The sequence below is a fragment of the Stappia sp. BW2 genome (assembly GCF_008107695.1).
Classification (GTDB): domain Bacteria; phylum Pseudomonadota; class Alphaproteobacteria; order Rhizobiales; family Stappiaceae; genus Roseibium.
Genome location: NZ_VIRG01000070.1, coordinates 1,474,417 through 1,500,736, shown reverse-complemented (window position 1 = coordinate 1,500,736; position 26,320 = coordinate 1,474,417). Strand labels below are relative to the sequence as shown.

Genomic DNA, 26,320 nt, shown 5'->3' with positions numbered 1-26,320 from the left:
GCAGCCCGTAGGCCACCAGCCGTCAATCCGGCAAAATTGTACCCTTAGTTGTTCTGGAATTTCCTCGGAATTCTGCAATAACAGTGCCCATCTGGTTGGCCACTGTTATGTCGTAAAGACCTGACCGGCCCGTACGCGATCTTTCGCTGGCCACGGCCGTCAAGCGGTCGCCCAGGTGGGCAGGGGCCAGAAACGTGATGTCACAATGTTGGGCGACCGTAACCTGGTTGTAGGTGTTGCAGGCAAAGGCAAAAGCGCTGTCAGCAAGCGTGAAGATATAGCCGCCGTGGCAGATCCCGTGGCCATTGGTCATGGCATTTGTAACCGTCATTGCCATTGTCGAATGGCCGGCGCGCACGGCCTCGAGTTTCATATCGAGGTTCTGTGACGCTGTGTCCTGAGACCACATGCGGTCGGCGCAGGCACGAGCTAGTTCGTCCGGTGTCATGGGGGGCCTCATTCAAACGCCGGTAAACCGGGCAGACCGTTTTTCCAGGAAAGCGGTTACGCCTTCACGATAGTCATTCGTGCGACCCGCCTGGCGCTGGCTGTCACGTTCGGCATCGAGTTGCCGGTCGAGCGACTGGTCGGCTGCAGCCTGAATGAGGTCCTTGGTGAGTGCCAGTCCCGTGGTCGCCCCGGTGGCCAGTCGCGTCGCCAGCGTTCCGGCTTCTGTCATCAATTCCGCGTCCGGAACCGACTTCCAGATCAGCCCCCAAGAGGCAGCGGTTTCGGCTCCCAACGGTTCCCCGGTCATTGCAAGCGCCTTGGCACGCGCTTCGCCGATCAACCGTGGCAGCAACCAGGTGCCGCCCGAATCGGGCACCAGTCCGATCTTCGAAAATGCCTGTATGAAACGTGCCGACTGAGCGGCCAGGACAATGTCGCAGGCAAGCGCAATATTGGCGCCAGCGCCCGCTGCAACGCCGTTGACCGCACAAATGACCGGCTTTTTGAGGGCTCTGATCTGACGGATCAGCGGATTGTAGAGCGTCTCAATCGTCACCCCAAGATCGGGAGCCTCGCCACCATTGCGCATGTCACGGTCGGAAAGGTCCTGACCTGCGCAAAACGCGCGGCCGGTTCCTGTCAGCAATACCGCACGGATTGAGCTGTCTTGCGTCGCGGCGGTCAAATGCTTGCGAAGCGCATGATGCATCGCCTCGTTGAAAGCATTGAGTCGATCCGGTCGATTCAATGTTAGAAAAAGACAACCATCGCGCTGTTCAGCGAGCACGGTATTAGCGTCCGTCATACGCCCCTCCCAAAGCATCACGTGTTTTTCAAGCAATAGGATATTCTTGTGACATCAATGCACGACGATCCGTTCTGGTCAAAGCCAGAATGCAGATTATCCCTCCGTTTGCTCAATTTTGGCCGTCTGCGGGGCGGGGATCCTTCTTAGAAACCGAGGAAAAATGGTAAACGCGCGATTCAGCTCATATTTACTTTAATCATCGATAGTTAGCGCAGCTACAGCCAGCTCCAGGGCATCATGTTTATCCGTAAAAATACCGCTGACAATTTTTCGTGGGACATCCCCCTGGAACTGGAGGAGGGGCCGCCACCGGTTGCCTACCGTCGCGTCCTTCAGGTCTTGTCGGTGACTGCAGCTGCATTTCTTGTCTGGGCTGCTATCGGTCAGGTGCGTGAAGTTGCAAATGCTACGGGTGAAATTGTTCCCGCAGGCAAGGTCCAGACTGTTGGCCATCTTGAAGGCGGTATTGTTGCCGAGGTGATTGTTCAGGAAGGCCAGCTGGTTAAAAAGGGAGATCCGATCGTTCGCCTGCAGGAAGCAGCGACGTCGAGCGACCTCGAAAAAGTGCAGACCCGGCTGAAATTTCTGGCAACGGAAGAGCAACGCCTCGGCAATCCCGACCTTGGTACCGGCGCGAATGGTCTGAGGCTCGGTGCTGAAGCTGGCTTCAGCGAGGCCCAGCAGGCTGCTTACGATGCACAGCGCCTCGCGTTGGAAAAGGAACAGCAGGCCCTGCAGGCCAGGGTCAGCGAAAAGCAGGCCGAGCTGACCAGTATTCTGGAACGGATTGCGCTTCAGGAAATGCAGGTCGAGATCGAACAGGAAAAATACCAGATCCAGGAAAGCCTCTTCGAGCAGGGATATACTTCCAAACGGCGTTTTCTGGATTCCAAGTCAGCTCTTCAAGTTGCTCAGAGCCAGCTGAGTGAACTGAAAGGTATGAGCGGCAGCGTCAAGGCACAATTGGAAGAGGCAACAGCCAGCCTGGAACGGTCGATCGCCGTCGCAGAAGAAGAGCAGGCCGTTGAGCGCAGCCGTGTCACGCAGGAGCGCAGCGAACTGATTTTTGAAGCCGACAAGCAGAAAGACCGTTTCGATCGTCTGTTCGTGCGGGCCCCTGTCAGCGGACACGTGAAGGCGCTTTATCTCAAAGGTCCAGGAAGCGTTCTGGCGCCCGGTGATGTCGTGGCCGAAGTGGTGCCAAGCGACAGCGATCTTGTCGCCGAGGTTCGTGTTTCCCCGCGAGACATTGGTCATGTGGATGTCGGCGACGAAGCGGAGATTGCCGTTACAACATTTGATCCGAACATCGAGGGGACCTTGAAAGGCGAGGTGTCCGTTATCTCGGCCTCAAGTTTCCGGGATGAATACGGCAACTACTATTTCAAGGCCACGATCCCCCTCAAGACCAACACCATCGGTCACGGCGCGCATGCGGAAACAATCTCGCCCGGTATGGTCGTTGATGCGAAGATCGTTACCGGCTCCAAGTCGGTACTGCAGTACATGCTGAAACCTGTGACCCGCGCAATCGGTGATCCACTCAGCGAACGTTGAGCGCGCGTTACAAGACTATCCGGTTTTCCTCGATAGTGCGGCAAATGAAAAGCCCCGCCGTTTCCGGTGGGGCTTTTGGTCAATTGCCGCTGTCTGGTAGCATGGGCTACCAGCGAATTTCCTCGACATCGTTGAAGTTGACCCGGCTGCCATCGGCAAAGTCGATATAACCATCGGCATCCTGTGAAAGGTCAATCCTGCCGCCGTCGGTGTCTGTCGATTCAATCGAGCCGCTGGTGATCGTTACAGTCCAGTCCGTCTCATAGACGCCAGCCGACGCGATGTCAGGCCCTCCGCCCAGATCGATGACGTCTGTCCAGCCAGCCCCTGCGCCGGCATCGATGGTGTCGTTTCCATCGCCAAGGCCGTGCATGAAAAGGTCCGAACCATCGCCGCCGTAAAGCGTGTCGTTGCCGGCTCCGCCGATGATCGTATCGTCTCCGGCGCGACCGTAGATTACGTCGTCGCCGCCGCGGCCAAACATCAGATCGTTGCCGCCGCCGCCGTCGAGAGTGTCGTTTCCGCCGTTTGCACCGCCGTCAAGCCGGTCGTTGAAGTCACCGGTCGTGATGGTGTCGTCTCCGCCACCACCGTCAACACTGTACGATTTGTCGGTGCCGGTGAATGATCCTGCTTCGTCTCCACCGGTGAACGTACCGTCGTATGCCCCCGTGACAGAGACCGCGAAAGACTGGTTCGACTGGGACCCGTCCTCAGAGGTGGCAGTAACGGTCAGGTCGATGGAGTTTTCGACCTGGCTGTCAAAAAACGCGTGATCGGCAACTGTGACCACGCCATCGGCACCAAATTCGAAACGGTCGTCACTCAGTGTGTAGGTGATTGCCTCACCGTTCGGATCTTCGGCAAATGCAGTGATCCCCACATGCGTGCCGGCTCCGTCCAGTTCGTGTATCGTGTTTTCAGCGGAGTCGGTGTCGCTGACATCGCCAACTGGCCTGTCGATCAGTTCGTCAGACTGAAGTTCGACATCGGCAAACCGATAAGATTCCACGTTGGACACTGTGTCGACACCATCTGGAGCATCGGCGCGAAGATCGGAAATCGTGTAGCTGCCATCGTCGTTGTGTACGATGTCATAGTCTTCCCAATTACCCGAGTAGATGGCGGTGTCTGTACCGGCGCCACCGACAAGAGTGTCGTTGCCTGCGCCACCGAACAGGGAGTCGTTGCCTTCACCGCCAAGGATCGTGTCGTTGCCAGCTCCCGTCCAGATGATGTCATCGCCTACACCACCGTCAACCGTCATGTCCGTGGTGTAGGCATGGGTGTCGCTGGTCATGTCCAGGATGTCGTCACCGGCTCCCAGGTTGACATTTTCAATACTGACAAGCCGCGGTTCTGATGCGTCGGCATGCTTGTCGGAATAGGTATCATGCAGGAAGATCGCATCGGAGCCATCTGTGCCCAGAAGGGTGTCCGTGCCTTCGCCGCCCTCGAAAACATCGGAGCTTCTGATGCGTCCAGTAATAGATACAGTTTCATCGGTGACGGTATTCTGCGCTGAATAACCTGATGACCACGTGCCGTCGCCGCCGACCTGGAAAGTGTCGTCACCGGCGCCGCCCTGCAGAAGGTCGGCTCCTGCGCCGCCAATCAACATGTCGTTTCCGGCACCGCCCTGGAGTTTGTCGCTGCCATCTCCGCCGTCGATGGTCGTACCGCCATCGTTGTGTGCGGTAATCGTGTCGTCGCCCGTGCCGCCTGTAATGGCGGTTTCGGCGACACCGGTGTCGGTGAAGGTGACGCCACCATCGGCCAGCTGCAGGTTTTCCGATACATCTGACACGCTCAAGGAAAAGCTCTCGCTAGAGCTGGAGCCATCCGTGGACGTCGCGGTCACGGTGATGTTGATCTCGGGCTCGCTCTCGTAGTCGAAGCTTGCACCGGCCGCAAGACGCACGGTCCCGTCATCATCCACCGAGAAACGGGCGTCATTGACACTGTATGAGACGGAGTCGGACGTGTTGGCGTCATCGGCAAATGCCTTGATTCCGACCGTGGACCCTTCTTCTCCATTTTCAATGATCGTATTGGCGGCTGTGTCGGAATCCGAAACCGTAGAAACATCTTTTGCGACTAGATCGCCTGCGAGAACATCGCCATCGGAAAAGCAGAATTTCTCAACGTTCGCAACGGTGTCGGTGCCGTCAGGTGAATCGGTCCTGGTGTCGATGACAGTGTAGGAGCCGTCGGAGTTTTCCGTGATGTCATAGTCGGAACGGGTCCCCGAATAGTAAACCGCATCATTGCCGCTGCCGCCGTCGATACTATCGTCACCAACCCCACCTACAAGGATGTCGTCGCCGTCTCCGCCGTCCAGGGTGTCGTCGTCACCTTCACCGCGCAGAGTGTCGTTGCCGGCCCCGCCGATCATCGTATCGTTGCCGCCACCCCCGTACATGGTGTCGTTGCCTTCACCACCATCCAGGTAGTTGTCTCCTGTATTGGGCTGTGAACCGCGTTCATCGTCGATGAAATCGTCACCGGCCCCACCGTAGACGACATCGGCGCCTTCGCCGAAGAGGATCGTGTCGTCACCCGCACCGCCGTAAATGGTGTCATCGCCGGCGCCACTGTAGATGGTGCTGCCGTCGTCATGGGCAGTGATGGTGTCCGCACTGTCGTTGCCGGTGATCGATGTCTCGGCAACACCGGTGTCGGTGAAGGTCGTCTGGCCTTCGGCAAGTTGATAGGTTTCTGCGACGTCAGAAACCGCCAGTTCAAAGGTTTCCTGCGACGTGGACCCGTCTGAAGACGTAGCTGTGACGGCAACTTTGATGGTCGGCTCGCTTTCGTAGTCGAAAGTCGCACCGGCTGCCACCGTGATCACCCCGTCGTCACCAACAGTGAACCTGTCATCGGAAACCGAATAGGTCACCGTGTCGGTTGCGTCTGCATCCGTTGCCTGGGCGGTGATACCCACCACGGTGCCTTCTGTGGCATCTTCCGCAAAGCTGTTGGCCGACGTATCAACGTCAGTGACAGCAGAGACAGATGTTTCATTCACATCGGAAACTGCGATCGTGAAGGACTCTTGCGATGTTGAACCGTCTGTGGAGGTTGCCGTCACCAGGATATCGATGGAACCCTCAGTCTCCGCATCGAAACTTGCACCGTCTGCAACACGGACAACTCCGTTATCGTCCACCGTGAAGCGGTCATCATCGACGGAGTAGGAAACCGTGTCGGACGTGTTCTCGTCGTTTGCGGAAGCGGTAACGCCAACTTCCGTTCCGGCCGCGGCATCTTCTGCAACCGTATTGGCGGCTGTGTCGGAATCCGAAACCGTGGAAATATCTTTTGCGACTAGATCGCCTGCGAGAACATCGCCATCGGAAAAGCAGAATTTCTCAACGTTCGCAACGGTGTCGGTGCCGTCAGGTGAATCGGTCCTGGTGTCGATGACAGTGTAGGAGCCGTCGGAGTTTTCCGTGATGTCATAGTCGGAACGGTTCCCCGAATAGTAAACCGCATCATTGCCGCTGCCGCCGTCGATACTATCGTCACCAACCCCACCTACGAGGATGTCGTCGCCGTCTCCGCCGTCCAGGGTGTCGTCGTCACCTTCACCGCGCAGAGTGTCGTTGCCAGCACCGCCGATCATCGTATCGTTGCCGCCACCCCCGTACATGGTGTCGTTGCCGTCACCACCATCCAGGTAGTTGTCTCCTGTATTGGGCTGTGAGCCGCGTTCATCGTCGATGAAATCGTCACCGGCCCCACCGTAGACGACATCGGCACCTTCGCCGAAGAGGATCGTGTCGTCACCCGCACCGCCGTAAATGGTGTCGTCGCCGGCGCCACTGTAGATGGTGCTGCCATCGTCATGGGCTGTGATGGTGTCCGCGCTGTCGTTGCCGGTGATCGATGTCTCGGCAACGCCGGTGTCGGTGAAGGTCGTCTGGCCTTCGGCAAGTTGATAGGTTTCTGCGACGTCAGAAACCGCCAGTTCAAAGGTTTCCTGAGACGTGGACCCGTCTGAAGACGTAGCTGTGACGGCAACTTTGATGGTCGGCTCGCTTTCGTAGTCGAAAGTCGCACCGGCTGCCACCGTGATCACCCCGTCGTCACCAACAGTGAACCTGTCATCGGAAACCGAATAGGTCACCGTGTCGGTTGCGTCTGCATCCGTTGCCTGGGCGGTGATACCCACCACGGTGCCTTCTGTGGCATCTTCCGCAAACCCGTTCGCTGCTGCATCAACGTCAGTGACAGCGGAGACAGAAGTCTCATTCACATCGGAAACGGAAATGGTGAAGGACTCTTGCGAGGTCGAACCGTCGGAAGAGGTTGCCGTCACCAGGATATCGATGGAACCCTCAGTCTCCGCATCGAAACTTGCACCGTCTGCAACACGGACAACTCCGTTATCGTCCACCGTGAAGCGGTCATCATCGACGGAGTAGGAAACGGTGTCTGTGACATCGTCATCCTTTGCAAACGCGGCTATGCCGACCTGCGTGCCAGCTTCCGCGTCTTCCGCAACCTCGTTGGCCGCTGCGTCGGTGTCTGACACACTGGAGACGTCGTATTCGTCAACATCGGACACGGAAACGGTAAAGGTCTCCGCTGAGGTTGAGCCATCGCTGGATATCGCTGTCACGGTGATGTCGATGGAGCCCTCAGTCTCGGCATCGAAACTTGCGCCATCTGCAACACGCACAACACCGTTTTCATCGACGGTGAAACGATCGTCGTCAACCGTGTAGGAGACTGTGTCGGAGGTGTTCTCGTCCTCTGCGAAAGCGGTAACGCCCACTGCCGTTCCGGCCGCAGCATCTTCCGCAACCGTGTTCGCGCCGCTGTCCTTGTCCGAAACTGCGGAAATATCTTTTGCGATCAAATCGCCTGCCAGAATATCGCCATCCGCAAATCGGAAGTTTTCAACGTTTACAACGGTGTCGGTGCCGTCGGGGGATCCTGCACGGTTGTCTGTAACAGTGAAGATGCCTTCGTTCTCGGTGATCGTGTAGTCAGCGAAATTGCCGCTGTAGGTCGCTGTATCAGTACCAAGACCGCCATCGATAGTGTCATCGCCGGCACCGCCTGTCAGAGTGTCGTCACCCGCGCCGCCTGCCAGGGTATCGGCAGCACCGTTTCCGGAAATGGTATCGTCACCGTCGGCGCCATAAACGTTGCCGCCGTCGGCATGCGCCACGATGGTATCGTCTCCTGAACCACCGGTGATGCTGGTTTCAGCTACAGAGTTATCCGTGAAACTCTGACCGCCATCTTCGAGCTGATAGTCCTCGGCAACATCTGTTACGGAGACAGCAAACGCATCTGAAGAGGTGGAGCCGTCTGAAGAAGTTGCGGTTACCGTCAGCGAGATGTTGGGTTCGCTCTCAAAGTCGAACGACGCGCCATCCGCAACGCGAACAACACCGTTTTCGTCCACTGTGAAGCGGTCATCATCGACGGAATAGGAGACCGTGTCGGTAATATCGCTATCGGTCGCAAGAACCGTGATGCCGACTTGCGTTCCTGCGGAGACATTTTCCGCAATCGTATTTGCGCCTGTATCCGTATCGGCTACAGAAGAAACAGCGCTTTCGTTCACATCAGAAACGGCAATCGTGAAGGTCTCTTGCGACGTTGAGCCGTCCGTTGAGGTCGCGGTCACAGTGAGGCTGATGGAGCCTTCGGTTTCAGCGTCAAAGCTTGCGCCTTCTGCAACGCGAACGACACCATTTTCATCCACGGTGAAACGAACATCATCGACCGCATAGGAAACCGTATCTGTGGCGTCCTTATCTTCAGCAAAGGCGGTGACGCCGCCCTGCGTACCCTCGGTCGCATTTTCAGCGATGGAGTTCTCAGCACTGTCCGTATCCGTCAGTGCGGAAACACCGTATTCATTGATGTCGGAAACTTCGACTGTGAAGGTCTCCTGCGACGTTGAACCATCCGTAGAGGTCGCGGTCACAGTGAGGCTGATGGAGCCTTCGGTTTCTGCGTCAAAGCTTGCGCCATCCGCAACGCGAACAACACCGTTTTCGTCCACTGAGAAGCGGTCATCGTCGACGGAATAAGAGACCGTGTCGGTAATATCGCTATCGGTTGCATGAACCGTGATCCCGACTTGCGTTCCTGCGGAGACATTTTCTGCAATCGTATCTGTGCCTATATCGGTATCGGTTACGGAAGAAACAGCGCTTTCGTTGACGTCAGAAACGGCAATTGTGAAGGTCTCTTGCGACGTTGAACCGTCCGTAGAGGTCGCGGTCACAGTGAGGCTGATGGAGCCTTCAGTTTCTGCATCAAAACTGGCGCCTTCTGCAACGCGAACGACACCGTTTTCGTCAACGATGAAACGTGCGTCATCGACCGCATAGGAAACCGTATCTGTAGCGTCCTGGTCTTGCGCAAAGGCCGTGATTCCAATCTGTGTACCTGGCGCAGCGTCTTCCGCGACAGAATTGGCGGCTGTGTCGATGTCCTGAATTGCGGAGGTTGCAAATTCATTTTCGTCTTCGACCGACAGCGTGAAGGTTTGCTCTGATTGCGAGCCGTCGGTTGATGTGGCTGTAACGGTGAAAGAGACGGTTGCTTCTGTTTCGGCATCAAAGACGGCGTCGTCGGCAATGCTGACCACACCCTGGTCGTCAATCACGAAACGCGGGTCATCGACTGAGTAGGAGACACTGTCCGACACATCTTGATCGGTAGCGACAACTGTGATGCCAGCTTCACTGCCGCCGGCCACACCTTCTGAAATTGTATCCGCTACCGCGCCAACCGTTTCGATCGCGCTGACGTCATGTTCGTTTACGTCGCGGATCTGAATTGTAAAGGTTTCGGTTTGAGTCGAGCCATCAGACCCGGTCGCAAGCACGACGATCTGATGGCTTCCGGCCGTTTCAGCGTCCAGGGCACCTGCGACGGTAACAATTCCCGTTTCCGGGTCGATGGCAAAAAGCCCGCCAGCATCATCGAGGAGGCTGTAGACAACACTCGCGCCATCCGCAGTACCGGCTTCTGCCTGAATGCCTGTCGCGGAACCAGCAGCAGAATTTTCGTCGACCGCGTTTTCGCTTTCATCAATATCCGCGACCGCCCCCAGATCGGAAGCTCTTGCGCCAGCAGCTGTGTCGTCGCTTTCGCCGCCAAAGGGTGCCGCGAAAGAATTTGTGTCATCCTGGGTGCCAAACGAACCGTCAAACTGTCCTGAAGACGTGCTGCCGGCGTAGGTCAGGTCAGGACCCGCGTTCAGAACAGACGCGATGCTTGCTGAAGAGCTACTCCCTGCCGGCGCACTGTCATGGTCGAAATCAGGACGATCTTCGGGGAAATCATCAATGTTCGCTGATAGATCTATGCTTGGGCCTGGCGTTTCGCCGTCGTCGTGAGATGAGGGCTCGACAGTTAGATTTTCAAAAACCAGGCTCTGCGCGCCGAACGAGGGATTTTGTTGCTCGACGTATCGCTGCTCTTGCTCTTCGTCACCAAGATGCAGGTTGGCATTCACCTGCTCCATGGAGTCGCCCATGTCCTGGTCGAGATGATAGTCGTGCGCCTTATCGAGAGTCTGGTCCCGATCATCGAGAAGACCCGAATGCAGAGCGTTATCGGAATTCAGGGTCGTCCTGGTTTCCGTCGTTTTGCCTTCTGCACCGGCTTTGTTCTGGGTGTCTCGATTTTGAGTATCGCTTGCCATTCCGGTCGCACGTCCGCACAATTTACGATAACGTCAGTGAACGGCAGCACCCTTAACAAAGCGCAAAATTGCTCTTAGAATCTGAAAGTTAGTTCTAATAAAATTTAGAAATCAAGGCATAGGGTAAACGGTTTTTAAACCCGATCAGCACAGTTTGAGTGAGTAAATTCATCACCCCGGTCCGACTATGCTGAAATTGCTACTTTCATCGTTCTTTTTGCCACGTTTGAAAATTCGGCATTCACCGTCCGGACATTGGATCTCTTCACCCGGTTTGCCGCGCGATGTAATCGTCGCATCCGTTTTTGCGAACATCATGGGCCTGGCACTGCCGTTGGCTATTCTCCAGGTGTACGACCGTGTTCTGCCGAACGCCTCCACGGACACGCTTCTCGTCCTCGTCCTTGGTGTTGTTGTTTTCCTTGTTGCCGATGCAATCATCAAGGTGTCGAGGATCGCAGTTGTCGGCAGGCTGGGAGCCGGTTTCAATCATCAGGCTCATATGGAGCTTTTTCGAAGGGTGCTCGGCGCGGAGCCTTCCGAGTTTGCCAAAACGCCGGTTTCCGTTCAGGTGCACAAGCTTCGCTCGTTGCAATCCATTGCAGATCACTACGGTGACCAGAAACGCCTTTTGGCGATCGATCTACCGGCAGGAGGCATCTTTCTAGCGGCTCTGGCATTCATTGCAGGCCCACTGGCTCTGGTTCCAGTCACTTTTTTGGGCATTTTCATGCTGTTTGCGCTCAACAGAAACAAGGTGCTGCAGAAGGTCGTTGCAGACAGAGCGGATCAGGACGACAGAAAGTCCGATTTTATCCTCGAGGTGCTGTCCGGGGCAAAGACAGTCAAATCCCAGGCCATGGAAGCGCTGATCATGCGCCGTTTCGAACGGCTGCAGCGCGCTACCGCCGAACTCAGTTCCAGGTACATGCGGCTGTCCGGGCGGGCGCGGGATGCTTCGGCTCTTTTCGGAACCCTGACCACAATCTTTGTCGTCATTTTTGGGGCATTGATGACCATCGACGGCAATTTCAGTGTGGGTGGTGTCGCGGCCAGCACCTTGTTGTCCGGGCAATTCGTGCAGCCGTTCCTGCGCGCGATCAACCAGCTCACCGACATGCAACGCCTGAAACACGATTACAGCCAGGTCGACTCGCTGTTCCAGCTGCCGGAAGTTGCGCCGCAAGAGCCATTGTCCATAGAGACCGATGGGTCCATTCACCTGGTCAACGTGTCCGTTGAACGGGGAGAAAACCGCCGCCGGGTGTTCGACGATATCAATCTGACGATTGAATCCGGTCAATCCGTCGGGTTCCGTGGAGCCGACGGCAGCGGCAAGTCAACGCTCATGAAGTTGTTGACTGGCGAAGTTACGCCAACGTCCGGCAAGGTCATGATCGGGGGACAGGACTACGAAGGCATTCATCAGCACGCACTGCGCAAGACGGTCGCCTACGTCGACAATCAGTCTTCCATTTTCAACGGAACCATTCTCGAAAACATCACCATGTTCGGCGCCATTTCCGATATTGCCCGCGCCCGCATGGCCGCAAGCCTGATTGGCCTCGAAAAGGAAATCCATCTTCTGCCACGCGGCTATGAAACGCAGCTCGGTTCGGACCTTGGAGGCAAGGTGCCCACGTCAACGCTTCAGCGTATCTGCATTGCCAGGGCGCTGGCAGGTGAGCCGAAGATCCTCATTTTGGACGAGGCAAATGCGCAACTCGATCAACAGGCCGAAAAGCTACTTGTCGAAGCGCTGATCCGTCTGAAGGGCCATCTGACTGTGATCATCATCAGTCACCGTCCTTCGATGCTGGCAGTCGCCGATCACCAATTCGAACTCAGCGATGGCAGCCTTCACGATCTTGGCTCCATGAATGTCACCGGAACCCTGCAAAAGTTGGGGATGCCGGCATGACCAGGCCGCTATTCAACCTCAAAGATATTCAGACCGCCGAAAATGCCGTGCACAGGCAGTGGCACGATCTTTCGGAAAAGCTGTCAGCGAACGGCGGTGCATCCGGCAGTTTGGGTCTGCCGGACGAAGATGCTGCTCCTGCGGAACGGTGCCTGATCCCACTCTTGAGAGAAATGCGCTGGCAGGGAAATAACAGGTTGCTCTTCGAGGCATTGCCGCATTTCGACCGCATCGAAACGTTCCTGGCAATGCGCACCGTTCTCAGCCGACTGGCGGTGAAGACGACACTGTTCCACGGAAACGCTGCAGAGCTGACTGCAGCGCACTTGCCCTGTCTGCGCGTCACCGGCGACGATGTTCAGGTGATCGTGGGCAGAACCGAAACCGGTGAGTTTCGGGTGTTTTCCGGACGGCAGGGAGCGGCGGTTGTCCTTCGTGCTGCGGACATTCTGAAAAACGAGATTTATCTCGCGCAGGAAGACACCGGGGAACAAAGCCAGGTTCAGAACAACCGAAGCTGGTTCTCAACCGTGACCCGGCGTTTCCGGACCAGCATCATTTCGATTTTGGCTCTGGGATTTGTTCTGAACATTCTCGCCCTGGCACCGCCATTGTTCATCATGGCGATTTACGACAAGGCGATAGGAGCAAAATCGACAGAGGTCCTTCTGACCATGGCTGTCGGAATTGTAATCATCCTCCTGTGCGAAACCACACTACGGCGGATGAAAACATGGCTGCAATCCTATCTCGGTGGACGGATCGATGCCATCGTCGGCAACAAGACCTTTGAACGGATTCTGCATTTGCCGTACGCGAGGCTGTCTGAAGCGCCGATTGGTACGCAGGTTATGCGGCTGCGCTATTTCGATAGCGTGCGAGACATCTTCCAGAGTTCGCTGTTCAACGCGATCGTCGATATTCCCTTCACACTGATTTTCATTGCCGCGATTTTCCTGATCGGCGGCCCGGTAGCGCTGCTTCCGCTCTCGTTGCTCACAATTTACACTCTTCTGGCGGTTTACGTCTTGCCCAAGGTGCAACGCGAAGTCGCGTCGGTTGGTGAGCAAAAGTCGAAGCTGAACAGCTTCATGATCGAAACCTTCCGCAATCAACGTGCGCTCAGAAACCTCTCGGTGGAAGATACCTGGCTTGAAAGGTTTTCCGGCCTTTCGACCAACTTCAACAAGCTCAATATTCATGCGCGGCTGATCACGCATGTTCTGCAAATCCTGTCGCAGACCCTAATGACCATTTGTGGCGTTCTGGTTCTGGGTATCGGGGCCATGCGTGTCATGGAAGGGGATATGAGCCTCGGAGCCCTGATCGCCACCATGGCCCTGAGTTGGCGCGTGCTCAACCCGATGAACCAGGCGTTTCTGAGCGTAACCCAGCTTGCGCAAAGCCGGACTGTGATCGAGCAGATCAATAATCTGATGCAAGTGCAGCTCGAACGTGAGCCAAGTCATTTGCCCAAGATAACGCGCGACATTCGCGGCGACCTGAAAATGTCATCGCTCGTTCTCAGATATCCAGGCGCAACGGAAGCTTCGTTGAAAGGGATCGAACTAACCGTGAAGGAAGGCGAAACCGTCGCCATCACAGGGCCTAGCGGATCGGGCAAGACTGCGCTGTTTCAGTCAATCATCGGTCTCTTCCAGCCGCAGGTCGGATCCATCCTGTTCGACGGTCTGGACGTGCGCCAGCTGGACCCGGCCGAGTGGCGATCTTCCATTGGCTATGCGCCGGACGATCTCGACTTCTTCTACGGCACTGTAAAACAGAATTTGCTGATGTCAGATCCCGCTGCAAGCGATGAGCGGCTTGCCGAGGTTACCGGCAGACTTGGCTTGCTGTCTTATCTGGAAGAAAATTTCAATGGACTGGAAACGCGGCTCAACGGCGAGGTTTTGAAGCAGATCCCGGACAACATGAAACAGCGCATCGTGTTGGCCCGTGCCTTCGTGAAGACCGCACCGCTCTACCTGTTTGACAATCCGGGAACGCATCTCGATTTCGACGGCGACAAGAAGTTCATGTCAATGATCGAGGAACTCAGGGGCAAGGCGACCATCGTCATCAACACCCAGCGGCCCAGTCACATGAAGATGGCCAACCGGGTGGTCGTGCTCAGAAGTGGTCAGATTGCGATGATGGGTCCGCCGGAGCAGGTGGTGCCGGCATTGATGGGACAGACTGCGAAAGCCGGATAAGAAGATCTCGGCTTGCAAGCAAAAAAGCCCGCCGGATCGTTCCGACAGGCTTTGTCATATCGTTTGCCTGGGGCTCAGAAAACGGATTTCACCGCTTTTGCGGCCGCATCGACAACCTTGTCGATTTCACTTTCCGAAATGCACAGGGGAGGGGCAAACCCGAGGATGTCGCCCTGTGGCATGGCCCGTCCGATAACCCCTTCCTTCAACAGTGCCGCAGCTACCTGCGGTCCGGTTTTGCTGGCCGGGTCGAGATAGGTTCTGCTGGACTTGTCTGCAACGAACTCGACGGCACACAGAAGACCATCGCCGCGAATGTCGCCGACATTCGCATGATCGCCGAGGGCATCCGTGAGAGCTTTCTTGAAGTAGGCACCCGCGGACTTGGCGTTGGTGACCAGGTCCAGGCTATCGATAAGCTTGAGGTTGGCGACGCCTGCCGCTGCCCCGATCGGGTGCGCGGAATAGGTCCAGCCATGGCCGATCGGGCCGAATTCATCTGTACCGTCTTCGAGCACCTTCCAGACCTTGTCGGAAACGATGGAACCGGACAGAGGCGCGTAGGCAGACGTCAGGCCCTTCGCGATGGTGATGAAATCAGGTTCAATCCCGTAATGGTCAGATCCGAACATGGAGCCGAGACGGCCGAAACCGGACACGACTTCATCTGCGATCAGAAGGATGTCGTGTTTTCTGAGAACGGTTTGAATGGCTTCCCAATACCCTGCCGGGGGCGGCACGATCCCGCCTGTTCCAAGGGCGGGTTCGCCGATGAAGGCCGCAATCGTGTCGGCGCCTTCCCGTTCGATCAGGGCTTCGAGATCCGCGACGCAATAGGCAACGAAATCGGCTTCGGAAAGAGAAAGATCTTCCCTGCGGAAATAGTCAGGAGCAACTGTATGCAGAACCTGCGACAAGGGGAGATCGAATTTCTTGTGAAACAGTTCGAGACCCGTCAGGGAACCGGTCATCAGCCCGGAGCCATGATAGCCTCTCCAGCGGGAGATGATCTTCTTCTTTTCAGGACGGCCGAGAATGTTGTTGTAATACCAGACCAGCTTGATGTTCGTTTCATTCGCATCTGATCCGCCAAGCCCGAAATAGACCTTGGACATGTGATCGGGTGCCCGCTCCATCACCATCTTTGCAAGCGTGATCGAAGCTTCGGTGCCGTGTCCGACATACGCATGATAGTAGGCCAGCTCACGCGCCTGTTCGGCGATTGCATCGGCAATTTCAGATCGGCCGTAACCGACGTTGACGCAGTAAAGTCCAGCAAATGCGTCGAGAAGCTTTGTGCCGTCGCGGTCTTCGATATAGACACCGCTGCCACCGGTCACGATCCGGTTCGGGCTTTCTCCACGTGCATGCTGTGCGAGATGGGTTGAGGGATGGAAGAAGTTTTCTCTGTCCCAGGCATCCAGTTGATCGTTCTTGAGCATGTTCAGGTCCTTCTTGTGTATTCGTGGCCAGGTCAGCTCCAGTCCCGGCAGACATATTTGATTTCGGTAAAGGCCTCCAGACCGTAGCGGGCTCCTTCGCGGCCAAGTCCGGATTGCTTCACACCTCCAAAGGGGATCGGATAACCCGTCACTTTCGTACGGTTGACGGCAACCATGCCGTACTGAAGCGCGCGGCTGGCCCGGTAGATGCGGCGAGGATCCTGGGTATGGAGATAGGCGATAAGTCCATATTCGGTGTCGTTCGCTCTTGCGATGACCTCTTCTTCCGTGTCGAAGGCCGCGAGTGCGGCAACGGGGCCAAAGGTCTCTTCCCGGAAGATCGCCGCATCGGCGGGAACATCGGCAAGCACTGTCGGCTCAAAGAACAAGGGTCCGGCTTTGTGACGTTGGCCGCCGGTCAAGAGGCGCGCACCGCGCGCGATTGCGTCGCATACATGGTCCTCCTGCTTGGCGATGGCCCTTTCATGCATCAGCGGACCGATATCCGGATCCGTAAGCCCGGGCCCGACGGACATGCTTTCAACGCGATTGGCAAAAGCTGCGCAAAACGCCTGGTAGACCGGTCTTTCAATCAAAATTCGATTGGCAGCGAGGCAGTCCTGACCGGAGGTCGCGAATTTTGCTGCAATTGCCTGATCGACGGCATGGTCCAAATCAGCATCTGCAAAAACCAGAACAGGGGCATGGCCGCCGAGTTCCAGCACAAGGCGCTTCACCGTTTCGGCGCCCTGCGAATAGAGAAGCCTGCCAATCTCGGTCGATCCTGTAAAGGAAACAGCTCTGACACGCGGATCGGACATCCAGGGCTTTACGATGGCGCTGGCGTTTCCCGGAATCACGTTGAAGACACCAGCCGGAAAACAGGCCTGGTCGGCCAGTTCAGCAAGAGCAAGTGCTGAGTAGGGCGTTTCCTGCGAGGGATGAACCACCACGGTACAGCCTGCTGCAAGTGCGGCCGCCGCCTTTCGCGTGATCATCGCACAGGGAAAGTTCCAGGGCGTTATCAATGCCGCAACGCCGACAGGCTCACGCCAGACTTCCATCTCCGCATCGGGCAGATGTGAGGTGATACTCTCTATGTTCGGGCGCTTGGCTTCTTCCGCATAAAACGAGACGAAAGAGGCCGCATAATCGATCTCTCCCCGGGATTCGGAGATCGGTTTGCCCTGTTCACGAGTCATGAGGCGTGCCAGGTCCTCGCGGTTCTCAAGGATCAGGGCATGCCATGCCATTAGAACCGTTGCTCTTTCCTGCGGCAACAGGGCGGACCATTTTGAAAAGGCGTCATTGGCAGCATCAACGGCTTCGGCGGATTCTTCCCCCGAGAGGGACGTCACTTCGCCGAGAAGACTTCCGTCCGCCGGATCCGTGACCGGAAAAGTCTCACCACCTCGTGCGGCTATCCAACGGCCACCGGCATAGGCAAAATGCTTGACCAGATGACGATTGTCGATCTGGTGAAAAAGCGAACTTTCAAGAGTTGTCTCGGCAAGGGTTCGGGACTGCATGGTGTTGCTCTCCAAGGTGGTGAGCAAACGATAGAAGCGCGATCGGGAACGAAACGCCTTTTATCAAAAGGCAATGCAGTCGTTTCGTTCTTATTCGGAGTGGTCCGAAGTCACATCCGTTCCCAGCATGCCGGTGAGCAACAAATCGAGGGCAGGAGAGGCGCTCTGTTTGACCGGCTTGGTGACCACATAAGTGAAGTAGCGCACCACCCCGAGTCCCCGGTTGAGCAGCGCATCCATGAAGCGTTGGTAGCTGTCGATATCGCGCGTGACGGTCTGCATCAGATAATCAAGCCCGCCGCCGATGGCCCAACAGGCCACGACTTCCTCGCTGCTGCGGATTGCCCTTTCAAAAGCTTGAAAATATTCAGCGCGGTGATGTTCCAGCTCAACCGTCACGAACACCGTGACATGAGGTGCAATATGCCTGAGAGAGAGGCGAGCGCCATAGCCTTCAATGATACCGGCTGCCTCCAGTCTCTCGAGGCGCTTCCAGCACGGGCTTGGACTGAGGTTGATGCGCTTGGCAAGATCGGCTTTCGAAATGCGCCCTTCTTCGGCGAGAACTTTCAGAATTTCCAGGTCTCTGTTGTCCAGTTTCAACATGCAGATCTCTTGCCCGTTCAGGAAAGGAGCGTAGTGCCCGCGTTCGATTTCTTGACCATGCCAAGTGCGAGCGTTGCAATGGCCGTATCCTGAACACCTGTGCCGGTCAAATCGCAGACTGTAATATCCGTTTCTTGCTGCCTGCCGATGGCACTCCCTGCAACAACGGCTCCCAATTCGCGCACGGTGCTTGTGTCCTGCAAAGCCCGTTCTTCAAGTGCCGTCCGCAATTCACCAAGTTTTTCACATTGGCTGATCCGGTCGCAGACAACGGCATCTGCCCGGGCCAGAATTTGAGGGTCCAGCTCGTTCTTGTCTTCCTGATCGGATCCCATGGCCGTGATATGCAGGCCGGGATGAAGACAATCTGCGCTCAGGATGGCTTCTTTCGCGGGGGTCGTTGTTACGACAAGCTGGCTGTCGGCAACAAGCTGTGCTGGGTCCTCGACAGCGGTAACACCGATCCCGAGGGCAGTGGCCATATCCTTGGCCAGACGCTGTGCCTTGTCTCGATCCCGACCCCAGATCAACGCTCTTTCCGCAGGACGTACTTTGGCGGCTGCAATCAGTTGCAATCTGGCCTGAACACCGGTGCCCAGAATGCCGATAGTCGAAACGTCCCTGGGGGCCAGTTGGCGTGCCGCAACGGCTCCTGCAGCGGCTGTCCGGATGTCTGTCAGGTAACCGTTATCCAGAAAGATGGCCAGGACCAGGCCTGTCTTGGCGGAAAAAAGAACCATCAGACCGTTGAGACTGGAAAGCCCAAGCGTTGGATTGTTGAAGAAACCGGGAGAAACCTTGATCGCAAACCCATCCAGTCCGGGCACATAGGCCGTTTTTACATCGACTTCGGCGTTCTCCTCAGGCAAGGCCATGGAAAGGACGGGGGGCATGACCACCGTACCGGTTGAAAGCTTTGCGAAAGCCTGTTCGATACAGTTGATGACCTCCAGATCCAGGTGAACGGAGCGACGCAAGTCAGCCTCATTTACCAGTCTGATTTCATGCGCCATAACGCGTTCCCTTTACCAAATAGCCATCAAGGTGCACGTCCTGACCCATCATGATTTTCGTGAACTGGGTCATGTCGACGTTCCGCCCGGTAATGATTGTCGCAACAGGGCCTTTCAGACCGGGGAGCTTCCCGGCAAGACACGCAGCAATGCCGACGACACAAGCCCCTTCGGCAACGTGGCTGTCTTCATAATAGAGCGTCTGCATCGCACGGTAGATCTCCTCTTCGTTCACAAGAACGATTTCATCGAGAAGATCCCGGCACATGGCGAAGGACAGCCTGTTTTCCAGCCCGATGCCGCCACCCAGCGAGTCTGCAAGGCTCGCCACCTCCTGCACTTCCACGGGATGCCCGGCATCTATGGAAGCTTTCATGGCGGCACCCCGGTCCATCGTAAGGCCAACAATATGGATCGACGGATTGATGGACTTTGCCGCGAGCGCAACACCGGCGGCAAGCCCTCCGCCAGACAGGGGAATCAGGAGCGTGCCGAGGTTTGGAAGGTCTTCGAGGATTTCAAGACCGATGGTTCCTTGACCCGCGATTACATAAGGATCATCGAACGGTGAAATTTCGAATACGCCGGGTGATTGCGCGAGCGCCCGGCAGTCGGCGAGAGCGTCATCCTGACTGTTGCCGACGATGCGTGTTTCAGCGCCAAGAGCCCTGATGCCATCAAGTTTGGTTTGCGGCACCAATGAAGACATGCAGATAACGGCCTTCATTCCGAGTTGGCGCGCTGCAAAGGCAACCCCGCGGCCATGATTGCCGGTCGAACAACAGGTGAGGGTGTTGGTGCCTTTGGGCGCGTTCAAGGCGGCATTCATGGCACCACGCAGTTTGAAGGCACCTGTCGGCTGCATGGTTTCCATCTTCAGAAAAAACGATTGACCCGACTGCTGCGACATAAAGCGTGAGGGCAGCAAAGGTGTCCTGACGACGTCGCCTGCGATGGCCTTTCGCGCTTCGAGAACATCTGCAAGCGATAACTGCATCGACCGTCTCCGGTACCGTTCGTGGCTGAAAATGAATCCTGCATGGGAGATGCGTCACGTATTTGTGTACAAATGCACCCAGTCACGCAAGAGGCACCATCGGGAAATGGTTATTTCCTTGATTTTTGAAATGCCTGAGTTCTTATTTGTGTACAAATAACCGACGAGGCCCAATCATGCCAGGTCACGACCTTCCTTTCAGCGATGCCGAGTACCAGCGCCGTCTCAACCTTGTCCGTACTGACATGGTCAAGCGGGGCATAGATGTTCTGTTTCTCGAGGACCCCTCCAATATGGCCTGGACCACCGGCTATGACGGCTGGTCTTTCTATGTGCACCAGGGCGTCGTCGTCTTTCTGGACGAAGAACCGATCTGGTGGGGACGCAGACAGGATGCCAACGGGGCCCGCCGCACCGTCTGGATGGATGACGCGCGTGTGGCGTCCTATGCCGATCATTTTATCCAGTCGTCCGAGCGGCACCCCATGCAAGACCTGGCCCGTTTGCTGGAAACCAGGGGCTACGCGGCCAAGAAAATCGGTGTTGAACTTGAAAATTACTACTTTTCGGCCAAGGCGTTCCTGACGCTGCAGCACGAACTGCCAAACGCTGAATTCATCGATGCCACCAGCATGGTCAACTGGTTGAGAGCGGTCAAATCGGATGAAGAACTGGTCTTCATGCGCAAGGCGGCACGAATTTCCGAGAAAATCATGGACGGTGTTTTCCAGCGTGTCGTACCTGGCATGCGCAAGGCTGACCTGGTCGCGGAAATCTATGCCGATGCCATTCGCGGTCTGGACGATGCCTGGGGAGACTACCCGGCGATCGTGCCGCTTCTGCCAAGTGGCGCGGATGCGTCTGCGCCGCACCTGACATGGGACGGACGGTTCATGCAGGAAGGCGAAGCGACGTTCTTCGAACTTTCCGGCTGTTTTCGCCGGTACCATGCCCCCCTGTGCCGTACCGTATTTCTCGGGAAGCCTGAGCAATATCTGCTCGATGCTGAAAAGGCTCTCGTCGAAGGACTAGAAGCCGGCCTGGACACCGCCAGGGCAGGCAACACAGCTGGCGACATCGCTCGGGCATTGGCGAAACCACTTGAAGCGGCAGGTATCGAGCGTGGCGCGCGGGCAGGGTACCCAATCGGCATTTCCTATCCTCCCGATTGGGGGGAGCGTACGATTTCCATTCGTGAGGAAGACACCACCGTGCTGAAACCCGGTATGACCTTTCACTTCATGCCGGGGCTTTGGATGGATGGCTGGGGATTGGAAATCACCGAGAGCATTCTCATCAAGGAAAATGGCCGCGCGGAATGCCTGTGCAACAGACCCCGCGAATTGTTCGTGAAATCCTGAGGTGGAGATGCGCTCGGACCTGTTGAACCGGACGATTTCGATTCTGGACCGGCTGATCGGTTTTCCGACCGTCTCCGCGGACAGCAATCTTGAGCTGATCAGCTTTTCTGCGACCTTGCTGCGCGAAGCCGGCGCACGGGTGACAGTCTCAAGGGACGCAACAGGCAGGAAGGCCAATCTCTTTGCCACGATAGGACCAGATGTTTCCGGCGGCATCGTTTTGTCGGGGCACACCGATGTCGTCCCGGCTGATCTGGCGGAATGGACCTGCAATCCTTTTCAGATGAGGGAAGACAACGGGCTGCTCTACGGGCGCGGCACCTGCGACATGAAGGGCTACATCGCTGCCGTGCTCGCCAAGTCGCAGGATTACGCGTTGCTCAACCTGAAGCGGCCGCTGCATGTTGCCCTGACCTATGACGAAGAGGTCGGATGCTTTGGCGCGCGGCACCTGGTTGAAGAACTTCAACAAAGTGCCATCCGCCCCTCTGTGGCAATTATCGGCGAACCGACGGAAATGCGGGTCATTGAAGGCCACAAGGGCTGTTACGAATACACAACCGCCTTCCACGGCACGGATGGACATGCCTCGGAACCGGACAAGGGCGTCAACGCAATTCACGTTGCTGCTGCCTACATATCCCGGATGATGCAACTGGCTGAAACCATGAAGGGAAAGTCCGGGCCGGACAGCGAACGGTATTCTCCCCCCTGGACGACGCTACAGGTCGGCAGGATTGATGGTGGGTCCGCTCGCAACGTCATTGCCAGACATTGCGCTGTCGAATGGGAAATGCGCCCGGTGCGCACGGAAGACGCGCTCCAGATAAAGACGGCACTTGAGGCCTACTGCCGGGATGTGTTGTTACCGCAAATGACGTCCGTTTACCCCGACGCGGAAATTGTTACGGAGATAATTGGCGAAGTGGCGGGACTGGCCGTGATGCCACAAAACGAAGCACGGGATATCGTTACCTCGCTGACCGGTGCGAACCTGTGTGATGTCGTTTCTTTCGGCACCGAAGCGGGATTGTTTCAGTCGCTTGGCCTATCTGCCGTGGTCTGCGGGCCCGGCTCCATCACGCAAGCTCACAAGCCGGATGAATTTCTGGCTGTCGAACAGCTCGACAAGTGTCTTGCCATGCTTACGGGGCTGGAAAGAACCCTGTTGCAGGCCCCATGACCGATCAGGATGTGACCGCGTCGTCAGACGTCGCAGAACTGCTCAGCCAGGCCTCCAGCGCGCTGGAACGATTCCAGATCATGTATTCTGTCCTGAGGGATAGAATTTGCATGCTTGTGTATCCACCGGGGACGCAATTGAGCGAAGAAGCCCTGGCGTCGGAATTTGGCGTCAGCCGATCGCCTTTGCGAAAAGCCTTGCAGATCCTGGAAGCCGACGGACTTCTGCTGTCGCAGCAAGGCGTCGGCACCCTGGTAACGGAAGTCGACCTTCAAGAGCTTTCACAAGTCTACGAACTCAGACTGGAGTTGAACGAATTGACGGGCAGGCTCTGTCCACGTCCACTCGATCAGAAACTGGTGGCCTTGTTCGACAGCCTCAAGCGCAGGGCCGAACGACTGAGCGCGGCACCGGACCGGGCAGTTTTCGCCCGCTTGAATATCGATTTCTTTCATGCTTTCCAGCAGTTGACACTGAACGAACCACTGCGGGACGTTTCGGAAAAACTCTTTTACAGGACCTGTCGGATCTGGCTGACGTTGATCGATGAAAAGGATCTACCGAAAGAGGTCACTATTTTCTGTGGTGAGATCGTGGAAATCGCAAATGCTGTGCGTCTTGGTGATTATCAGGCCGCAGCGTTGATACGGCGAGCCCATCTCTCCATGGGGTTCAACCGGCTCAAAACCGCCATACAACGCAGTGCCGACCTGAAGGCTAGCTAGCAATGTGTTTGTCCCCGATACGCTGGAAATGACGGAGCTGAACAGGACCGCCCCCGGAAGCGATTGTGGTGGGAGACAATCGTATGCTTCCGGGAGGAGCCTGGGCTTTCAAAGAAGATGAACAAACTTCTCTGAACTTATTTAAGTGCAACAACCTAAAAATAATGCAGTCAAGTTTAATTCTAATATTCAGCGGGATTTCAAAAGGTCTAAAAAATCTCAGTGTTTCTTTGATATCTTGGTCAATCTTCTGACCGTAGAAGTGGAAACCTTACAATCAGATTCTATATTTCTTTGAACGTATTTTCCTTTTTCAAGGGAGTATTCCAAAAAGACGCACAGCTCGTTTGCATGGGCCACAAGGACCCTGTGGCCGGACACAACAGTGTCGGTCACTTCCAAATCCTGACCCCAGGCCCACCCCCCGTAAGAGGTCCCACCGCTCGACCTGAGAACGATTTCAAAGAAATTGCCTCCGTCGCTTTCGGGCATTTTAAAAACGAGGTCCAGATTGTCCTCATCATCTTTCGTCGGCTCGCCTGCACCGAGCCAAACGGAACTGATAGTCGCAGAGACCAAGTCGCCAAATGGATAAAATGGGGCGCCTTCGTACCAAAGAAACTCCGTAATAACGGAACCGATGTCGTTAGCTCTCTCAAATGGTCGAACATTGTCTCCGTATGCTGCGTAGTTCCTCCTGAAGGAGATCTTACCAGACATGAATGGCTTCCTTACTATCTGATAATACGAAGTGTTTTGCTTTTAGCCGCGAAGCGTCAACACACTTCGTCCCGCCGGCATGCCTACAGTCACAATTGCACCGTCACACCGGCGTGACACGCGCATAGGACTGGTATTCTTCTGTGCGGGGAACTGTGTTAGAAAAAATCACAAGGGGTATAGTGATGAATAAAAGTAGTTCAGACTCTAATATTCGACTACTTGGCGTTCCGTCAGTGTATTATTCACGGAATACCCCGTTCCCTGCCAAGGGATACGCACTGCTCGCAGTATTACTTCTGGTTCCCGGCAACGAACTCGCTCGCCAGAAAGTTGCAGCCTTGCTTTGGGAGGATGTTTCTCAGTCCAGAGCGATGGCGAATCTCCGGCAATTGCTGGTGAGGGTTCAAAGCCGCCAGCCTGAAGCCGGACCACTTATCGAAACGACCCAGACGAGAGTCAGCCTTGGCCCCGGGGCACAAGCTTCTGATCTGTCCGCTTTTCTTCAGTCATGCAGCGCAACCGATCTCGAGGGCATGATGGCCGGCATCGAAAAGTTCGGCGGCGAATTGCTTGACGGAATGGAATTTGAGGGTGAACAACTCAATCTGTGGCTTTTGACCGAGCGTGCGAGCCTCCGGGAAAAGCTGTTCAACAGAGCGGCGGCAGCGCTTGAGGAAACGACGCGTTTCGGCGCTGACCGAGGCGGCAACATTGCGAAGATTGCCGACAAGCTTCTGGCATTCGAGCCAGACAGCCCCGAATGTTACCGGATCATTTCAAAAGCCTATGGCCGGTGTGGAGACCAGGATGGTGTCGACCGTATCGACCGGTTGATGAATTCGGTTCTCAATCCGTCCTTGCCGGGCGTTCCTGGCAATGTCAGTGGAAAGCCGGCCGGGCAGGGAACGACTGTTCCGGCGAGTGTCAAAACTGTAGAGCAGCGTGCTGCGGCCCCACAGAAGGCCCCTGTTCCGCGAGTCGCTTTTTCGTCGCCGCGCCATATTGATCAACATCCTGACGCTCAGCTTGCGGAAGCGTTTGTCGAGGACGTTGCCAACAGTTTCTCCCGGTTCAAGACGTTCGTCGTGGTGTCGCCTTTCAGCACGATGCGAGACTTTCGTGGAGGAAACATCAGCAAATGGGAAAAGATCCGGTCGAACTACTCTGTTCAGAGTTTCCTGCTCCCCGGCAGCCAGAGGATCTCCTTCACTGTTCTTGACGACGGCACTGGCGAGATCGTCTGGTCTGCCGAATATTCCATGGAGCCCGACGACCTCCACTATACATTCCGGCTGCTGGCGAAAACCGTTGCAGCCAATCTTGCCCAGCAGATTGAGCGTCAGATGCTTGATACTGGGCGGGCGATCAATGCTCAGAGTTATCTGCATGTCCTAAGGGGGCAGAACCTCATCAAGACGTGCAATCTCAGCATGATACGCCGGGCGCGGAAAGAGTTTCGCCAGGGCCTGACCTATGACAAGGATCTGTCGATTGCCCGTGCGCGCATCGCACAGACGATGCAACTGGAATGGCTGCTGCTCGGGGGAACGGATCCTCACCTTCTTCATCGGGCAAAAGCGGAAGCCGATGCAGCCATCGAAATCGATTCATCTGCCGGCATCGGTTACTGGATGGCGGCCGTCATTGCGTTGTATCAGCGCGATTACACGTCCTCGGAAGCAAAATTCCACGAAGCCGAAACACTGAGCCCCAATTCCTCGGACCTGCTTATCCAGCACGCAGACGCACTTGCACATTTTGGCAAGCCCAAGGAAGCCTGGAAACGCTTCAAGCACGCGATCGACCTGAACCCGCTCGCACCGGATATCTACTGGTGGGCAGGAGCCAGCATTGCCTTCAAGCTGGCTGACTACGCTGAAGCGGTCCGGCTTTGCAAACAAATGGAAGACGAGGAGCCGGCATTGCGCGTGCTGACAGCGAGCCTTGCACTCGACGGCCAGATAGAGGCAGCAAGACAATACGCGCGGCGTCTGATGGATGTTTATCCAGGAATGACCGCACAAGAAATCGTTCGCTTCCAACCAGACAAAAATCCCGAGAACAACAGGATCTTTCTGGAAGGCCTGAGACTCGCCGGTTTCGACTAACGCACG

Annotated in this window: 16 protein-coding genes; 7 read left to right on the top strand and 9 right to left on the bottom strand. The window is 56.1% G+C overall.

What is annotated here, in order from left to right; translation table 11 throughout:
* Positions 1–22 precede the first annotated feature (22 nt).
* Together paaI and paaG are read right to left on the bottom strand one after the other, a co-directional pair.
* Entirely contained in the window at positions 23–448 is a 426-nt protein-coding gene (paaI, locus tag FMN63_RS25870) for a hydroxyphenylacetyl-CoA thioesterase PaaI (protein WP_148586953.1), read from the bottom strand.
* 12 nt (positions 449–460) lie between these two features.
* A complete protein-coding gene (gene paaG, locus FMN63_RS25865) occupies positions 461–1,255 on the bottom strand; it encodes a 2-(1,2-epoxy-1,2-dihydrophenyl)acetyl-CoA isomerase PaaG (protein WP_148586952.1) in 795 nt (264 codons plus the stop codon).
* A 240-nt stretch (positions 1,256–1,495) separates the two neighbouring features.
* Between paaG and FMN63_RS25860 the strand changes: the two genes are divergently transcribed.
* The gene (locus tag FMN63_RS25860) at positions 1,496–2,815 is read left to right on the top strand and encodes an HlyD family type I secretion periplasmic adaptor subunit (protein ID WP_148586951.1); all 1,320 of its coding nucleotides are present in this window, start codon (positions 1,496–1,498) and stop codon (positions 2,813–2,815) included.
* 106 nt (positions 2,816–2,921) lie between these two features.
* Here the strand turns inward: FMN63_RS25860 and FMN63_RS25855 are convergent, their stop codons facing one another.
* Complete coding sequence (locus tag FMN63_RS25855) at positions 2,922–10,493, bottom strand: beta strand repeat-containing protein (protein ID WP_148586950.1); 7,572 nt, start codon at positions 10,491–10,493, stop codon at positions 2,922–2,924.
* A gap of 274 nt (positions 10,494–10,767) precedes the next feature.
* Between FMN63_RS25855 and FMN63_RS25850 the strand changes: the two genes are divergently transcribed.
* Both FMN63_RS25850 and FMN63_RS25845 read left to right on the top strand, forming a co-directional pair.
* Positions 10,768–12,414, top strand: coding sequence for a peptidase domain-containing ABC transporter (locus tag FMN63_RS25850; protein WP_162530111.1), 1,647 nt, complete (start codon positions 10,768–10,770; stop codon positions 12,412–12,414).
* Positions 12,411–14,627: a peptidase domain-containing ABC transporter gene (locus tag FMN63_RS25845; protein WP_148586948.1), complete on the top strand. Its 2,217-nt coding sequence runs from the start codon at positions 12,411–12,413 to the stop codon at positions 14,625–14,627. The genes FMN63_RS25850 and FMN63_RS25845 overlap by 4 nt, the downstream gene beginning before the upstream one ends.
* Before the next feature lie 74 nt (positions 14,628–14,701).
* Here the strand turns inward: FMN63_RS25845 and FMN63_RS25840 are convergent, their stop codons facing one another.
* The 5 genes from FMN63_RS25840 to eutB form a co-directional block, all read right to left on the bottom strand.
* Complete coding sequence (locus tag FMN63_RS25840; RefSeq protein ID WP_148586947.1) at positions 14,702–16,069, bottom strand: aspartate aminotransferase family protein; 1,368 nt, start codon at positions 16,067–16,069, stop codon at positions 14,702–14,704.
* 32 nt (positions 16,070–16,101) lie between these two features.
* Complete coding sequence (locus FMN63_RS25835; protein ID WP_148586946.1) at positions 16,102–17,598, bottom strand: NAD-dependent succinate-semialdehyde dehydrogenase; 1,497 nt, start codon at positions 17,596–17,598, stop codon at positions 16,102–16,104.
* A 90-nt stretch (positions 17,599–17,688) separates the two neighbouring features.
* Positions 17,689–18,204, bottom strand: coding sequence for an Lrp/AsnC family transcriptional regulator (locus FMN63_RS25830; protein WP_148586945.1), 516 nt, complete (start codon positions 18,202–18,204; stop codon positions 17,689–17,691).
* Between the two features lie 17 nt (positions 18,205–18,221).
* Positions 18,222–19,217 (bottom strand): cyclodeaminase, encoded by a 996-nt coding sequence (locus tag FMN63_RS25825; RefSeq protein WP_148586944.1) that lies wholly within the window; start codon positions 19,215–19,217, stop codon positions 18,222–18,224.
* The gene (eutB, locus tag FMN63_RS25820; RefSeq protein ID WP_148586943.1) at positions 19,207–20,214 is read right to left on the bottom strand and encodes a hydroxyectoine utilization dehydratase EutB; all 1,008 of its coding nucleotides are present in this window, start codon (positions 20,212–20,214) and stop codon (positions 19,207–19,209) included. Before eutB ends, FMN63_RS25825 begins: the two co-directional genes overlap by 11 nt.
* A 176-nt stretch (positions 20,215–20,390) precedes the next feature.
* On the opposite strand from eutB, the gene doeA reads away from it, so the two are divergent.
* The 3 genes from doeA to FMN63_RS25805 are packed head-to-tail and all read left to right on the top strand — an operon-like array spanning position 20,391 to position 23,483.
* On the top strand, positions 20,391–21,575 hold the full coding sequence (gene doeA / locus FMN63_RS25815; protein ID WP_148586942.1) for an ectoine hydrolase DoeA: 1,185 nt from the start codon (positions 20,391–20,393) through the stop codon (positions 21,573–21,575).
* 7 nt (positions 21,576–21,582) lie between these two features.
* Positions 21,583–22,758, top strand: coding sequence for an acetylornithine deacetylase (gene argE / locus FMN63_RS25810; RefSeq protein WP_148586941.1), 1,176 nt, complete (start codon positions 21,583–21,585; stop codon positions 22,756–22,758).
* The gene (locus tag FMN63_RS25805) at positions 22,755–23,483 is read left to right on the top strand and encodes a GntR family transcriptional regulator (protein WP_148586940.1); all 729 of its coding nucleotides are present in this window, start codon (positions 22,755–22,757) and stop codon (positions 23,481–23,483) included. The genes argE and FMN63_RS25805 overlap by 4 nt, the downstream gene beginning before the upstream one ends.
* Before the next feature lie 219 nt (positions 23,484–23,702).
* On the opposite strand, the gene FMN63_RS25800 is transcribed toward FMN63_RS25805, so the two are convergent.
* Positions 23,703–24,203: a hypothetical protein gene (locus FMN63_RS25800; RefSeq protein ID WP_148586939.1), complete on the bottom strand. Its 501-nt coding sequence runs from the start codon at positions 24,201–24,203 to the stop codon at positions 23,703–23,705.
* Between the two features lie 143 nt (positions 24,204–24,346).
* Here FMN63_RS25800 and FMN63_RS25795 point away from each other — a divergent pair, with 143 nt between their 5' ends.
* Positions 24,347–26,314 (top strand): SARP family transcriptional regulator, encoded by a 1,968-nt coding sequence (locus FMN63_RS25795; RefSeq protein ID WP_148586938.1) that lies wholly within the window; start codon positions 24,347–24,349, stop codon positions 26,312–26,314.
* Positions 26,315–26,320: the final 6 nt, after the last annotated feature.

Bases quoted from the DNA above. Each gene is read 5' to 3' on its own strand.
- paaI (WP_148586953.1), bottom strand. From the start codon at position 448: ATGACACCGGACGAACTAGCTCGTGCCTGCGCCGACCGCATGTGGTCT.
- paaG (WP_148586952.1), bottom strand. From the start codon at position 1,255: ATGACGGACGCTAATACCGTGCTCGCTGAACAGCGCGATGGTTGTCTT.
- FMN63_RS25860 (WP_148586951.1), top strand. From the start codon at position 1,496: ATGTTTATCCGTAAAAATACCGCTGACAATTTTTCGTGGGACATCCCC.
- FMN63_RS25855 (WP_148586950.1), bottom strand. From the start codon at position 10,493: ATGGCAAGCGATACTCAAAATCGAGACACCCAGAACAAAGCCGGTGCA.
- FMN63_RS25845 (WP_148586948.1), top strand. From the start codon at position 12,411: ATGACCAGGCCGCTATTCAACCTCAAAGATATTCAGACCGCCGAAAAT.
- FMN63_RS25840 (WP_148586947.1), bottom strand. From the start codon at position 16,069: ATGCTCAAGAACGATCAACTGGATGCCTGGGACAGAGAAAACTTCTTC.
- FMN63_RS25835 (WP_148586946.1), bottom strand. From the start codon at position 17,598: ATGCAGTCCCGAACCCTTGCCGAGACAACTCTTGAAAGTTCGCTTTTT.
- FMN63_RS25830 (WP_148586945.1), bottom strand. From the start codon at position 18,204: ATGTTGAAACTGGACAACAGAGACCTGGAAATTCTGAAAGTTCTCGCC.
- FMN63_RS25825 (WP_148586944.1), bottom strand. From the start codon at position 19,217: ATGGCGCATGAAATCAGACTGGTAAATGAGGCTGACTTGCGTCGCTCC.
- eutB (WP_148586943.1), bottom strand. From the start codon at position 20,214: ATGCAGTTATCGCTTGCAGATGTTCTCGAAGCGCGAAAGGCCATCGCA.
- doeA (WP_148586942.1), top strand. From the start codon at position 20,391: ATGCCAGGTCACGACCTTCCTTTCAGCGATGCCGAGTACCAGCGCCGT.
- argE (WP_148586941.1), top strand. From the start codon at position 21,583: ATGCGCTCGGACCTGTTGAACCGGACGATTTCGATTCTGGACCGGCTG.
- FMN63_RS25805 (WP_148586940.1), top strand. From the start codon at position 22,755: ATGACCGATCAGGATGTGACCGCGTCGTCAGACGTCGCAGAACTGCTC.
- FMN63_RS25800 (WP_148586939.1), bottom strand. From the start codon at position 24,203: ATGTCTGGTAAGATCTCCTTCAGGAGGAACTACGCAGCATACGGAGAC.